We start from the raw sequence: 12,819 nt of genomic DNA, 5'->3' as shown, positions 1-12,819 counted from the left end.
CAGCCTCACCATTGCCTTCTCACTGGCCTTCGTCAGCACCTGGGAGCTGGCCTTCGCCGAGCAGTCGTCGATCTTCGGCACACCGCTCCCCACCGGGGATCCGGACAACTACTTCTACTGGGGTGGGGCCTCAGCGGTGGCCACGCTAGCGGTCCTGTTCCTTGGCGCAGTCTGGCCGGCGGGCAGGCGGCTGGGGACTGCCAAACGGAGGCCCTCGCCAGCCAAGCGGCGGCCCGCTTCCGGCACTGGCCGCCCTGCTGCGCGGCGCCCGGCAACCGGAGCCACCGCGGCCCGGGGCGCGGCACCCCGGGGTGCCGCCACCGGTCAGCGCGCGTCAGGCTCCCGCGCGCCAGCCCGGATGCCAGCCTCAGCAGCCAAGCGGCCGTCGTCGTCCGCCTCCCCGGTCCGCAAGCCGGCACCCAAACCGGGCACCAAGACGGGCGCCAAACCGGCGCCCCGCCGCTGACCGCGCCGCAGAACCTGCCGGCCTCGGCCGGCGAGCACGGCAGTCGCCACCCCGCCCAGGAGGAGCAATCCGCCAGCCAGTTCCGCCGGCGTGGGCACCTCCCCCAACGCCAGCCAGGCCGCGCTCATGCCCACCACGGGCACCAGCAGGGTAAAGGGCACCACGGCCGACGACGGATAGCTGGCCAGGAGCCGGTTCCAGATCCCATACCCCACCAGAGACGCGAAAATGGCTGTGTATAGCGCACTCAGGATCGTGGCCGGCTGGAGGTCTGCCAGGGTGCCGAACACCGCGTCCGGCCCGTCCACCAGCAGCGACAGCCCGGCTAGTGGCAGCGGAACCACTGCGCCGGACCAGACCACCAGCCCCAGCCCGGAGGCGGCCTTGGCCTTCCGCGCAACGACGTTACCGGCCGCCCAGGACAGCGCGGCTCCCAGGACGATGATGAGCGGGAGCACCGGTGCCACGGCACTGCGGCCGACGGCCACTACGGCCAGCCCCGCAACGCCAAGAACGACGCCGGCCAGTTGGCTCCGGCTGGGGCGCTCGCGCAGGAACCCGGCGGCCAGGAGGATGGTGAGGAGCACCTGGGCCTGGAGGACCAGGGAGGCGAGGCCTGCCGGCATGCCCAGCGCCATGGCGAGGTAGAGGAGGCCGAACTGGCCCGCGCTCATAAAGACGCCGACGCCGATAATCGCCTTCCAGCTGACGTCAGGCTTCCTGATGAAGAAGATCCAGGGGAAGACCACCAAGAGGAACCGCATGGCCACAAACAGCAGCGGGGGAACCTCACGGCCGTTCGCATGCAGGCCGAAGTCGATGGCCACGAAGTTCAGGCCCCAGAGAACGGCGACCAAGGCAGCGAGGACGGAGTGTCGGAGATTCACGGTCCCACTCTTGCAGAACGGCAGATGAAGCACCAGCGTTGAATTCCGCGTCGAATCATGTACGTTTGCTTCATGATTGAGATTGGTTCGCTGCGGGCACTGGCGGCGATTGAACAGCACGGTTCGGTCATAGCGGCGTCGGAGGTGATGGGCTTCAGCCCGTCGGCCGTCTCCCAGCAGATCAAGAAGCTGGAGAAGCAGACCGGGTTCCCCGTCCTGGAACGCCGCGGCCGCGGGGTGCTGCTGACCGAGCGGGGGCTCACCCTGGCAGCGTACGGCCGGCGCATCCTATCGGAGCTCGAGGAACTGGAATCCACCCTGTTGGCGGATCCGGCCAAGCCCACCGGGCACCTCAGGGTTGTTTCCTTTTCCACTGCCTGCCGGGGCCTCGTGGGGCCACTGCTGGGACGGTTGGCTTCGTCCGGAGCGGACCTGGACCTCAGCGTGCTGGCCGAGGACCCGCGGGAAGCCGTGGCGCGGGTGGCCAACGGGGAGGCGGACCTGGGTGTGGTCCACAACTGGAACTCCGTCCCGCTGGTCATACCGGAGCACATGACCCTCGAATGGCTGTGCGAGGACGTTGCGGACGTCCTGGTGCACCGCGACCATCCCCTGGCAGTATGCGGCCAGGTGGAACCGGCGGACCTGGTGGACGAATGCTGGATCAGCACGCCGCACGGAGCCATCTGCAACGAGGCGCTGCTGAGGATCTTCGCCGACCTTGGCCGGGTGCCGGACATCAGGGTCTACGATCCAGACTTCGCAACCCACCTCGCACTGGTGGAGCAGGGAGCCGTGGTGGCGCTGGTCCCCCGCCTCGGCCGGCCCGCACTGCCTGCGGACGTCGTCGCCCTGCCCCTGGTCAACCCCACGCAGGTCAGGCAGGTGGGCATCGTGTACCGCCGCACCATGGCGGCCAGCCCGGGCATCCAGCACGTCGCCGGACTGCTGCGGGAGGTCGCCGGTTCCCTTGGGGTCAGCGAGTCCCATGAGGTCGGTAGGTCCCATGGGGTCACTGGATCCCGTGGCGTTAGTGGGCTCGCGGGACCTTGAACTTGGTCAGCCGGGCGTCCTGCCCGTCCAGCTCGGCCCAGGATTTTTCCGTTTCCAGCACCGTGAGGGCGCTGGTGGGGTAACGTGTGGCGGCGTCCATGTAGGCGTCGTGGTTTGAGTCCCGTGAGGCCAGGTGCATGGCGAGGTCCTGGACGCCAGGCATATGCGAGATGAGCATCAGCGTGGTGACGGTGTCAGGCACGTGGTTGACCACGGCGAGCATCCGCAGCGCAGAGGCGGCGTAGAGGCCGTCCTCAAGTTTCGGCGTCGGGGCCTTGTCCCCCAGTTCTGAGCACACCCAAGTGCAGGTCTGGCGGGTGCGGAGCGCACTGGAACACAGGATGAAGTCCGGGAGGATGCCGTGTTTGACCAGCCACTTGCCGGCAAGAGGCGCCTCGCGGTGCCCCCGTTCCTCAAGCGGGCGCTCATGATCCGCCACACCGCCGGGCCAGTCGGACTTGGCGTGCCGCATGATCACCAGGCGTTTGATGTGGTGGTCGCTCATCCCCCAAGCCTAGACCCGCAAGACCCACGGCGCCGCCCGTCACGCCCAGCACGCTGTTGGCCGCACCAACAGTCCCGGCCCGCGGAATGACGGGCCAGAGCCGCGGTCAGGACGCCAAAAGCATGCTCCCCGTGACACCCCGGCTGGGCCGCACCGCCGTCGAACCATAGCCGCGGAGGCCAACACTCGCGAGCACGGACGCACGAAAGCGGCATTTCGCGTAGTGCCGCATCGCCGGGGCCCACGCCGCCAGGGTTCCCTGGCCGAGCTTGCGAGGCGAGGGAGGCGGTGGGGAGGAACGAAGGAGGTGTCTAAGGCACGGCGAAATGCCGCTTTGGTGCGTCGCTGAAGGGCTAGATCGAGTATTCCGGAGCGGCCCAGACAATAACTTCGGGGTGCTCGTAGAAGCGGTAGCCCTGGCCGCGGACGGTACGGACGGTGTTGGCGAGGCGGCCCAGCTTGGAGCGGAGACGGCGGATGTGGACGTCGATGGTGCGTTCGTTGGGGACTTCCTCGGCGTTGCGCCACAGGCCCTCAAGCAGTTCATCGCGGCCAACCGTGCGGGTGCCGTTTTCCACCAGGTAGTTCAGGAGTTCGAATTCCTTGAAGGTCAGGTTCAGGGATTCGCCGTCAAGGTGGACTTCGCGGCGGGCGAGGTCGATCAGGACGCCGGACGGGCGCGGGTCCTGAGGCTGCTGCAGCCGGGCAGTCTCGGTGCGCTTCTGCGCGTTCACGGTGGGGTCACCAAAGGTGGAACGGACGACGTCGAGCGCGGAACCGGGGGTGCCGGCCGGGGCCACGGCCACGGCCGCGTAGCTTTCAGCACCAGTCACGAGTGACTGTGCGTAAGCGCGGATTTCCTGGGCAAGCTTGGCAATGGAGGTTCCGGCAGCCGCTGCGGTCTCCTCGTTGATGCCCATGTAGAGGACAAATCCGCGGGCCACGGTGTCATTGGCGACCGGGCGGACAGCGTTGGGTCCCGCGATAACCGGAGTGGGCGCGGTCAGCGGCGCGGCTTCGGCAGGCTGGACCGCGCGGAGCTGTCCGTAGGAACTGGGGTTGTAGCCCTGGGGTGCGTAGCCGGGAGCAGGAAAGCTGGCTCCGGGGGCAGCCGGGGCGAATGCCGGTCGGGCACCGAACCCCTGGCGGAGGCCGGAAGCCTGGCCGGCCTTGCCTGCGTTACGGACGGAGATGTGGACGTATCCAGATGCAACTGACATGAATGCTTACCTCAATGTGAATGGCCGTCATCGCGGCTCGAATGCTGGTTGTCCCCGCAATGAAATCTGGGGATGGCGCCCTACGCTGGGCTGGGGGCGAATGCCTAAGAACTTCGCGGGGTCTGAAGATCAGGCGTGCATTCGACAACAGCGCATGTCGGCAGCAGCGGATGTGCTGGGCCAATATTCTGCGGCTGCAGGTGCTGTTGAGTTCTTGTTCACAATTGAAAGTGTGCAACGTAACAATGAGAACTTGCAAGTAACAATGGGTGCAACGTTCCGCATACTGAGACAAAATGCAGATTTGTGTTACAGATCACCATTCTGATTTGGCGGCAAAATAGGAGTTGTTGTCCGCCAAGGGTGCGCAAATGGCCCTCTCCGGCGAACAATGTTCGCCCTTTCGCCATACCAAGACCTTGAAATTCACCGGCCAATGACTTGCCGAGATTCCCTGCTGGGTTTTGCCGCCTGTCCAGCGGAGAAGGCGGCCGCCTGCGGATGGTCGGCGTCCCGCCCGGCCACCCAGATCGCCCATCCAGCTCGCTAGGCTGGGATTCACAGCGTGCGCACAGGAACCCCATAGCGCGGGCTAACCGATTGATCGGAGAGTTGTCCCATGGCCACTTCGCACTCCATGACCAACAACCTTCCGCAACTGACCCACCCGGACGGCTCCCCCATCCGAGCCTTGGTGGTTGACGACGAGCCCAGCCTTTCCGAGCTCATGAGCATGGGGCTGCGCATGGTCGGCTGGCATGTTGCCGTGGCTTCGGATGGCCCGGAGGCCGTCAAGCTTGCCAAGGAGTTCCGCCCGGACGTCCTGGTGCTGGACGTGATGCTGCCAGGGTTCGACGGCGTTGAGTTGCTGGGCAGGATCCGTGCCTTCGCGCCCGAGGTACCTGCGCTTTTCCTGACTGCCAAGGACGCTGTCCAGGACAGGATCGTGGGCCTGGCGGCCGGCGGAGACGACTAGGTGACCAAGCCGTTCAGCATGGAAGAGGTCCTGCTGCGGCTGCACCGCCTTGTCCAGCGCTCCGGCGTTGCCGCGATGGACACTGCCGAACTTGTGGTGGGCGATCTTGTCCTCAACATCGACACCCGCGAAGTGACCCGTGCGGGCGACGCCCTCCAGCTCACCGCCACCCAGTTCGAGCTGCTCCGGTACCTCATGGAGAACCCCAAACGCGTCATCAGCAAAGCCCAGATCCTGGACCGCGTCTGGAACTACGACTTCGGCGGCCAGGCCAACATTGTGGAGCTCTACATCTCCTACCTGCGCAAGAAAGTGGATGCAGTGCACCCGCCCATGATCCATACCGTGCGGGGCGCCGGCTACGTCATCAAGCCGGCTGAGTAGCAGCTCGATGTCCTCGCCGCGAGCAACCCCAGCGCCAGCCCGGAGCTGGCTGAAACCGGACACCTGGCATCTGCGCACGCGCCTGATCCTGTTGGCCATGGCCCTGCTGGTGGCCATCTGCGGCGCCGTGGGGCTGTTCAGTTACGCCTCCATGGATTCCTTTCTCACCGGGCAGCTGGATGAACAGCTGAGCCAGGCCGCCAAACGGTCGAACGATCCGGGCCGCCCGCCCCTGGGCGGATTCAACGGCAGGCCGGACCCGCTTGACTCCCGCGGGCAGAGTGTCGGAACGCTGAATGCGCGGATCCTGGACGGCCAGATCCCCAGTGGCGGTTTCCTGGACTCGGACACCACGCGTCTGGCCCTCGACGCCGAAGACAAGCAGACCCTGCTGGCGCTGACGCGGAACGGCCTTCCCGTGAACCGCTCGCTGTCCAACGGGGATTACCGGATTGTGGCCGTGGAAACCGGCTACGGCGATGTCCTTGTCACGGGCCTTCCGCTCGCTGCCAAGGAGAGTACTTTGGCATCGCTGGTCTGGACTTTTGTGTTCGTTTCCCTGGGCGGCCTGGCGCTGATCGGACTGGCAGGAACTGTGCTGATCCGGCGCACCATGAAGCCGCTGGAGCAGCTTTCCGAGGTTGCAACCCGTGTGGCCAGGCTGCCGCTGGACGCGGGCGAGGTGGCACTCGCGGTGCGCGTCCCGCCGTCGAACTCCAATCCCGGAACCGAAGTGGGCAGCGTAGGGCACGCCCTCAATCTCATGCTGGACAACGTCGCCAGCGCACTCGAGGCGCGGCAGCGGAGCGAGACCAAGGTGCGGCAGTTCGTAGCCGATGCTTCCCATGAGCTGCGCACGCCGCTGACTGCCATCCGCGGGTACACGGAGCTGATGCGGATGACCGAGAGCTTCACGCCGGACGGCCGGAAATCCCTGGCCCGGGTCCAAAGCCAGTCCGAACGCATGACCACCCTGGTGGAGGATCTGCTCCTGCTCGCCCGGCTCGATGAGGGCCAGCCCCTGAAGCTCAGCGAAGTTGACCTCACACAACTCGTGATCGAAACCGTCAGTGACGAGAAGGTCATCGCCCCGGACCACCACTGGCGCCTTGAACTGCCTGACCAGCCGCTCGCCGTCACGGGTGATGCGTCCCAACTGCGTCAGGTGCTTGTCAACCTGCTATCCAATGCGCGCAAGCACACGCCGCCGGGGACCACCGTGGTCACCGCTGTCACGAAGTCTGCCAATGGCGACGCAGCGGTGACGGTAACGGACGACGGCGGGGGCATCCCTGCGGAACTCGTTGACCACGTTTTCTCCCGGTTTGCCCGCGCAGACGCGGCGCGCAAGGGTACAGCGCCGGCCTCGGGCGCCGGGGCCTCCGAAGGCACTAGTGGCTTGGGCCTGTCCATTGTCCAGTCGATCATGGAGGCCCACGGCGGTAGCGTGGAGGTGACATCGCGGGCCGGACGGACCGAGGTCGCGTTACTCTTCCCTACCGGCGCGCTCGCGCGACCCACTGACGCCCGGGCCCAGCAAGGCGACACACCGTCGTCGTGATTCCTGTTACCAAAATGTGACTTAAGCGTCCAGCTCCTGTAGCGTCGATGACGTGTGGTTCCCGTTGGGCCGCATATCCGGATGACGCCAAGCTCTGCCGCTTCCCGGATTCCGTTTTCAGAGGCAGAGGCGGGGGACCCACCGTCCCGGGCACCAAGTGCCCTTTGGGGTTAAGCCAACACGTGATTGTGCCGTGTGGCCGGATGCCCTCATCCGAACCCGACAGCTAACTCCGCAGGTGTGAGAGGCGATCCATCATGTCTGAATTCAAGGTACAAACGCGCCCGCAGGGCGACACAAAGTCCGACAGCCACCGCAAGCAGTCCCGCTTCGGTGCAGCTATGTCCCCACTGTCCAAGGCGGCCCGGATTCCCTCCGTGGGCCAGCGCGTCGCGGTGTTCGCGACGGCATGCGCCCTGCTGGTCGGCGTCAGCGCCGCAGCACACGCTTCCGAGTCTGCGTCGCTTGCGGCCAGCGCGGACCAGGCCGCCGAAGAAGCCAGCGCCCAGTCGAAGCTGAGCTTCGAGGCAGCCGAGATCCAGCCCCCGGCCTCCCCGGAAGCTGCGCCGGCCGAGATCAACGTCGCGCCCCAGGCCGCCGAACCGGCACCTGCCCCGGCCCCGGAGCCCGCTCCGGCCCCGGCTCCGGAACCTGCACCCACGCCCGTTGTGGCCGTCAACGACCCCGCAGGAGCGCAGGCCTACGCTGCTGGCCAGCTGGCGACGTACGGCTGGTCCGCTGACCAGATGCAGTGCCTGCAGACGCTGTGGACCAAGGAATCCGAATGGACCACCACGGCCACCAACGCCAGCAGCGGCGCGTACGGCATCGTCCAGTCATTGCCCGCTGAGAAGATGGCGAGCGCCGGCGCGGACTACGTCACCAACTACCGCACGCAGATCAACTGGGGCCTGAACTACATCCAGGAGCGCTACCAGTCACCGTGCGGCGCGCTGAACTTCCACCTGTCGCACAACTGGTACTAGGCCGACTGAGCCTCGCCGGCAGCCGCGGCGCTGAGCTGCGCCGGCGGATTACGAAGGTGATCCGCCGGCGTCAAAGCCGGAAAGAAATGAGTTGCCGTCCCGCGGCGTCCGTTTCCACGGAGGCGGTTACGGCGCGGTAATCCGCGATATGCAGCACGCCTGCCGGCAATTCGCCCGCATTCGGACCCACGGCCACCGTCCGGATACCCGCAGCAACGCCTGCCGCGATTCCGGCGGGCGCATCCTCGAACACCACGGCGTCCTCCGGTTCCACGCCCAGCAGCCCGGCGGCCATCAGATAGCCCTCCGGGTGCGGCTTGCCCCGTGTGACCAGGTCCGCCGTCACGGCCGTGGCCGGCATGTCCAGCCCGGCAGCGTCCATGCGGATGTCCGCCAGGGTCCTGTCCGCTGAAGTCACCAGCGCCACTGCCTGAGCCGGGAGGCTGCGAAGCAGGTCGGCAGCCCCCGGCAACGCGACGATACCGGCCGTCCGCACCCGTTCCATCGCACCCAGTTCCTCGGTGAGGGCCGCGACGTCCGCTCCCCCCGGCGCGAACCGGCGTACGGTATCGGCAGCCTGGACGCCGTGCGAAGTGCGCAGGATTTCGGCGACGTCCAGGCCGTACCGGGCCGCGAATTCTCCCCAGACCTCCTCCACTACTGCCGTGGAGTCCACCAGCGTGCCGTCCATATCGAAAAGGACGGCCCGGCAGGTCAGTGTTCGTGTGGCGGCAGGTGTGGGGATGTTCATGCTGCCTATTTTGCCCCAGGCGTCACCGGCTTAGGCGTCACGGCCCGGGATGTACTGCACCGCCCACTTGTTTCCGTCGGGATCCGCGAAGTAGACGAAGTGCCCCCAGCCCTGGATGTCTATGTCGCTGACCTCCACACCGTTGCCCTTGAGGTGGTCGTGGGCAGCCTGGATGTCGCTGACCACCATCTGCAGGCTTGGGGCCGTACCCGGAGGGGCGACATTGAGGCCCTCGCCAATACAAATGGAGCAGGCGGATCCCGGCGGGGTCAGCTGGACGAAGCGGATGCCATCCATGGGTCACTCGTCGAAATCCGGGTTGAATCCAACTTTGCTGACGTAGAAATCCTTGGCGCGGTCCACGTCGGATACGGGCACAAAAACGAGTTCAAGCTTCCAGTCCATGCGCCACAGGCTAACGGCGGCGGCAGGAAAGCGGAAGACCTGAAATCCGAAGCAGCCCCGAATTAGCCGGCGATGCCGTACAGGCGGTCGCCGGCGTCGCCGAGCCCGGGAACGATGTAGGACTTCTCGTCGAGCCGTTCGTCAATGGAGGCCAGCACGATGGTCACGTTGGCCTCGGCAAGTTCCTCTTCGAGCTTGGCCAGGCCTTCCGGCGCGGCCAGGAGGCAAATGCACGTGACGTCGGAGGCGCCGCGCTTGAACAGGAACTTGATGGCTTCGCGCAGGGTTCCGCCTGTGGCAAGCATCGGATCCAGCACAAAGATCTGCCGGTCCGTCAGGTCTTCCGGGAGCCGCTCCGCGTAGGTGATGATGTCCAGGGTTTCTTCGTCGCGGGCCATGCCCAGGAAACCCACTTCAGCAGTGGGGACCAGCTTGGTCATGCCCTCAAGCATGCCGAGCCCGGCGCGCAGGATGGGGACCACCAGAGGCGTGGGCTTGGTGAAAGCGGTGCCCACAGTGGTGCTGACCGGCGTCTCGATGGTGACCGGCTGGGTGCGGACCTCACGGGTGGCTTCGTAGGCCAGGAGGGTCACCAGCTCTTCCGTCAACTGCCGGAAGACCGGTGACGGAGTGTTCTTGTCCCGCAGGACGGTGAGCTTATGGGCGACCAGCGGGTGGTCCACAACGAGAGTGCGCATGCGTCAAAACTATCACCCGCGCGGAGGGCCTCCGGCCGGGAATCAGCTCGACGGATCCTCCCGCAGGGCGGGGTGTTCGAACGTGGGTGCCGGGCCCGCGTGCTCGCGTTTCCGCAGCACATGGAACAGCCGGTGCGCCAGGATCACGATGCCCACCCAGGCAAGGCCCAGGAACCAGCCGGCCATCACATCGGTCAGCCAGTGGTGGCCCAGGAACACCCGGCTCAGGCCCATCGCGATGATGAAGATCACCCCGGCGGTGATGGCTGTGATGCGCGCCCACAGCATTTCGAACTGGAGGCACATGACGTACACCAGGACACCGATCACCACCGTCGTATTCAGGGTGTGGCCGCTCGGGAAGGACGGCGAAGTCTCGTACGGAGGGACAGCTTCGGCGTGGTCCGGGCGGGTGCGGCCCACCAGCCGCTTGCCCACCGTGGTGGCCAGCGTGGAGACGGCCGCGGCGCCGCCCACCAGGACGATGGGCCGCCAGGTCCGGCTTAGGAACGTGAGCCAGGCTGTCAGGATGCTGGCCAGGATGGGCATGCCGATGCCCCCGCCGATGTTGGTGAAAGCCGTCACCCCGGCATCCAGTGCGGGGTTCCGAAGGCCCTGGGACAGCTCCAGCGCGGGCAGGTCCAGGGCGGCCAGTCCCTCTTCATCCACCACGTTGTTGTAGACCTCGGCACCCAGGAGCGCCATGGTGACCACCAAGGCGCCGCCCACCATCATGGTGAGCCACAGCGCGGCATATGGTTTGAACCATTGGCCCAGACGGTCCCTGAATGTGTCCACTATGCCTCCCGGCGTCCATGCTTTGCAGGCTGGATATCCTTCGAAACTATCATTGAGCCATGGTCGCCGCAGAAAAGATCCACCTCGAATGGATGGGTCTTGCCCTGAACGAAGCCCAGCGCGCGCTGGACACCGAGGATGTGCCCATCGGCGCCGTCGTGATAGGGCCCGACGGCGCCGTCCTGGGGTCTGGACGAAACCAGCGGGAAGACCTGGGAGACCCCACCGCCCACGCCGAGGTGATGGCCATCCGCCAGGCGGCGGACAGGTTGCGTGCCTTGTCCAAGCTCGACGGCGGCGCCGGGGACGGCTGGCGGCTGGCGGACTGCACGCTGGTGGTCACTCTGGAGCCGTGCGCCATGTGCGCCGGCGCGGTGGTCCTGGCCAGGATTCCCCGAGTGGTCTTCGGTGCCTGGGATGAGAAAGCCGGAGCGGCGGGCTCGGTATTCGATATCCTCCGCGACCGCCGGCTCAACCACTGGGTTGAGGTGTACGGCGGGGTCAGGGAAGAGGAGTGCGGTGCGGTTCTCAGGGACTTCTTCGCAGCGCACCGCAGCCGGCTGTAACGGGTCGTAGGGGGCTGCAATTTGTCTCGGGCCTGCTGTAGCGCTCTCACCTGCCTGCACGACTCTCAGCCTGCGGCATCCAGGGCGTCGATCCTGTCCTGGCGCGAGGCCGGCGAGTCCAGGCTGAACGAGCGGAAGTCCCCCAGTTCGTCCCGGATCCAGGCCTCTACCTCGGCGATGCGCCGGGATACTGCGGGTGTGGCCCCGTCAAAGAGCCAATAGACAATCCGTGATTTCCTGGGATCGTATTGCCACAGCCCGATGATCCGGCCGCGGTCGAAGATGGGATGGTCCGGCAGGTCAGCCTGCAACGCCAACGTGGACCCCAGGACCTGCTTTCCCTTGTCCTCCTCGGCAAACAGCTCCCCCGAGTTCCTGCGGAGCAGGACCAACGAATCCGTGCCGGCCAGCAGCTGAATCTGTTCCTCCGCCGGCGCCTCGAACGACGCAAGCCGCCCGACGTCGTCGGGCATCATCCACAGCACCTCACCGTTGGCGGTGGGAACCTCCACTGCCCCAGTGGCGGCCAACGCTGCCTTCGTGTGGGCCAGGGTGAACCCGGTGAACCATTGCGACTGCTTGACCGTGGCACCGCCAGTCCAGCCGAGATAGCGCTGCAGCAGGAGGCTGCGGGCGGCGTCGTCGTCCATGGCGGTGGGCGGCAAACCCCACAGTGTGTAGGCGTAGCGCTGCTGATCCAGCCGGCCGTTGGCGGGCACACGCCGTATCCGGCCGTCCGCCTGGAGGAGGCCCAAGGCCGTGGGCAACGTGGTGGCGGCGCCCTTCTTTTTGCCCTCCTCACCGAGGTTCCGGACCGAATCGCCCAGGAGATCCTTGAGCTGTTTGGGGTCCAGCGGGTTGCCGGCCTCGGCGAGGGCGTGGAGGATCTCCTCCTCCAGCAGCGTGATCTCGCCGCGCTCGACGCCCATTCTTGCCAGCACACGGAACGGCGCCACGGCGGCGTCCCGGCCGATCTGGAGGCCCCACGCAAAGTCACCCTGTCCCAGCACATAGGTGCAGCCGCGGGCGGTGGGCAACTCATGGATGTTCAGCGACAGGACGTCGGCATCCGCCTGCGCGCGGCTAGTGCCGGCGCGGGCAAAGAGCGTGAGGTACGGGTTGGCGCCGCCGACGGAACGGGCCCAGCCCGCTCTGCTAAACACGTCGGCGGCATCCGCGCCCTGCAGGGAGCCGTCGAGGCCCTGCCTATGCCAGGCCCATGCCCTGAGGAGCTCCGGAGTGAGCACCTGCGGATCCGGGGCATCTTGGCTCAGGGCTTGTGGGGTCCCGGCTTGTGGGATCACGGCTTGTGGGATCACGGCTTGTGGGGTCAATACGGCGGCGGAGGTCGGGAGCGTGGTCATGGCTTATTGTCCACCGGCCGTACGCGCAGCGGTAGGCATCCCCTCGGCTGGGGTTTCTTCAGCAGGCGTTTTGGCAGCAGGCTTTTTAGCAGGCACTGTGATGTCTCGAAACATCGGTGACAGTTCTGCCTCAGGACAATGGTGACACTCCATGTCTCCGGACATCGGTGACGGTCCCCTGTCTGCGGCTATTTTCGGA

At 66.4% G+C, this 12,819-nt stretch carries 11 protein-coding genes, 2 pseudogenes and 1 riboswitch; of the genes and pseudogenes, 5 read left to right on the top strand and 8 right to left on the bottom strand.

Going from position 1 to position 12,819, the window contains the following annotated elements:
- Positions 1-324 precede the first annotated feature (324 nt).
- Positions 325-1,353: an EamA family transporter gene (locus tag ACX80X_RS18805; protein WP_252599754.1), complete on the bottom strand. Its 1,029-nt coding sequence runs from the start codon at positions 1,351-1,353 to the stop codon at positions 325-327.
- 72 nt (positions 1,354-1,425) lie between these two features.
- Here ACX80X_RS18805 and ACX80X_RS18800 point away from each other — a divergent pair, with 72 nt between their 5' ends.
- On the top strand, positions 1,426-2,406 hold the full coding sequence (locus ACX80X_RS18800; protein WP_252599756.1) for a LysR family transcriptional regulator: 981 nt from the start codon (positions 1,426-1,428) through the stop codon (positions 2,404-2,406).
- Here the strand turns inward: ACX80X_RS18800 and ACX80X_RS18795 are convergent.
- Complete coding sequence (locus ACX80X_RS18795) at positions 2,384-2,911, bottom strand: SixA phosphatase family protein (protein WP_056342603.1); 528 nt, start codon at positions 2,909-2,911, stop codon at positions 2,384-2,386. The two genes, ACX80X_RS18800 and ACX80X_RS18795, sit on opposite strands and share 23 nt — an antisense overlap.
- Positions 2,912-3,264: 353 nt before the next feature.
- On the bottom strand, positions 3,265-4,131 hold the full coding sequence (locus ACX80X_RS18790) for a winged helix-turn-helix domain-containing protein (protein ID WP_252599758.1): 867 nt from the start codon (positions 4,129-4,131) through the stop codon (positions 3,265-3,267).
- A gap of 619 nt (positions 4,132-4,750) precedes the next feature.
- Between ACX80X_RS18790 and ACX80X_RS18785 the strand changes: the two are divergent.
- The 3 genes and pseudogenes from ACX80X_RS18785 (at position 4,751) to ACX80X_RS18775 (ending at position 8,038) form a co-directional block, all read left to right on the top strand.
- Positions 4,751-5,491 (top strand): annotated as a pseudogene (locus ACX80X_RS18785) (response regulator transcription factor).
- A 7-nt stretch (positions 5,492-5,498) separates the two neighbouring features.
- Positions 5,499-7,052, top strand: coding sequence for a sensor histidine kinase (locus tag ACX80X_RS18780; protein WP_252613937.1), 1,554 nt, complete (start codon positions 5,499-5,501; stop codon positions 7,050-7,052).
- A 99-nt stretch (positions 7,053-7,151) separates the two neighbouring features.
- Positions 7,152-7,304: riboswitch (cyclic di-AMP (ydaO/yuaA leader) on the top strand.
- Positions 7,305-7,309: 5 nt separating this feature from the next.
- Positions 7,310-8,038: an aggregation-promoting factor C-terminal-like domain-containing protein gene (locus ACX80X_RS18775; protein ID WP_252599761.1), complete on the top strand. Its 729-nt coding sequence runs from the start codon at positions 7,310-7,312 to the stop codon at positions 8,036-8,038.
- Between the two features lie 70 nt (positions 8,039-8,108).
- On the opposite strand, the gene ACX80X_RS18770 is transcribed toward ACX80X_RS18775, so the two are convergent.
- The 4 genes and pseudogenes from ACX80X_RS18770 to ACX80X_RS18755 all read right to left on the bottom strand — a co-directional run bounded on the left by ACX80X_RS18770 (position 8,109) and on the right by ACX80X_RS18755 (position 10,627).
- Positions 8,109-8,789: an HAD-IA family hydrolase gene (locus tag ACX80X_RS18770; RefSeq protein WP_252599762.1), complete on the bottom strand. Its 681-nt coding sequence runs from the start codon at positions 8,787-8,789 to the stop codon at positions 8,109-8,111.
- Between the two features lie 30 nt (positions 8,790-8,819).
- Positions 8,820-9,194: pseudogene (locus ACX80X_RS18765) on the bottom strand (VOC family protein).
- Between the two features lie 62 nt (positions 9,195-9,256).
- Positions 9,257-9,892, bottom strand: a complete 636-nt coding sequence (gene upp, locus ACX80X_RS18760; protein ID WP_056342624.1) for a uracil phosphoribosyltransferase — start codon at positions 9,890-9,892, stop codon at positions 9,257-9,259.
- Positions 9,893-9,934: 42 nt separating this feature from the next.
- Positions 9,935-10,627, bottom strand: a complete 693-nt coding sequence (locus ACX80X_RS18755; RefSeq protein ID WP_374209908.1) for a phosphatase PAP2 family protein — start codon at positions 10,625-10,627, stop codon at positions 9,935-9,937.
- A gap of 122 nt (positions 10,628-10,749) precedes the next feature.
- Between ACX80X_RS18755 and tadA the strand changes: the two genes are divergently transcribed.
- Positions 10,750-11,256: a tRNA adenosine(34) deaminase TadA gene (gene tadA, locus ACX80X_RS18750; RefSeq protein WP_252599764.1), complete on the top strand. Its 507-nt coding sequence runs from the start codon at positions 10,750-10,752 to the stop codon at positions 11,254-11,256.
- Positions 11,257-11,321: 65 nt separating this feature from the next.
- On the opposite strand, the gene ACX80X_RS18745 is transcribed toward tadA, so the two are convergent.
- On the bottom strand, positions 11,322-12,620 hold the full coding sequence (locus tag ACX80X_RS18745; RefSeq protein WP_252599765.1) for a DNA glycosylase AlkZ-like family protein: 1,299 nt from the start codon (positions 12,618-12,620) through the stop codon (positions 11,322-11,324).
- Positions 12,621-12,819 lie beyond the last annotated feature (199 nt).

The organism is Pseudarthrobacter sp. MDT3-1 (genome assembly GCF_054510755.1).
The sequence above is the reverse complement of the archived record's forward strand: the minus strand, read 5'-3'. Positions and strand labels throughout refer to the sequence as shown.

Excerpts from the sequence above, each read along its gene's own strand:
- ACX80X_RS18800 (WP_252599756.1), top strand. The coding sequence starts at position 1,426 with ATGATTGAGATTGGTTCGCTGCGGGCACTGGCGGCGATTGAACAGCAC.
- ACX80X_RS18795 (WP_056342603.1), bottom strand. The coding sequence starts at position 2,911 with ATGAGCGACCACCACATCAAACGCCTGGTGATCATGCGGCACGCCAAG.
- ACX80X_RS18790 (WP_252599758.1), bottom strand. The coding sequence starts at position 4,131 with ATGTCAGTTGCATCTGGATACGTCCACATCTCCGTCCGTAACGCAGGC.
- ACX80X_RS18780 (WP_252613937.1), top strand. The coding sequence starts at position 5,499 with ATGTCCTCGCCGCGAGCAACCCCAGCGCCAGCCCGGAGCTGGCTGAAA.
- ACX80X_RS18775 (WP_252599761.1), top strand. The coding sequence starts at position 7,310 with ATGTCTGAATTCAAGGTACAAACGCGCCCGCAGGGCGACACAAAGTCC.
- ACX80X_RS18770 (WP_252599762.1), bottom strand. The coding sequence starts at position 8,789 with ATGAACATCCCCACACCTGCCGCCACACGAACACTGACCTGCCGGGCC.
- upp (WP_056342624.1), bottom strand. The coding sequence starts at position 9,892 with ATGCGCACTCTCGTTGTGGACCACCCGCTGGTCGCCCATAAGCTCACC.
- ACX80X_RS18755 (WP_374209908.1), bottom strand. The coding sequence starts at position 10,627 with ATGATGGTGGGCGGCGCCTTGGTGGTCACCATGGCGCTCCTGGGTGCC.
- tadA (WP_252599764.1), top strand. The coding sequence starts at position 10,750 with ATGGTCGCCGCAGAAAAGATCCACCTCGAATGGATGGGTCTTGCCCTG.
- ACX80X_RS18745 (WP_252599765.1), bottom strand. The coding sequence starts at position 12,620 with ATGACCACGCTCCCGACCTCCGCCGCCGTATTGACCCCACAAGCCGTG.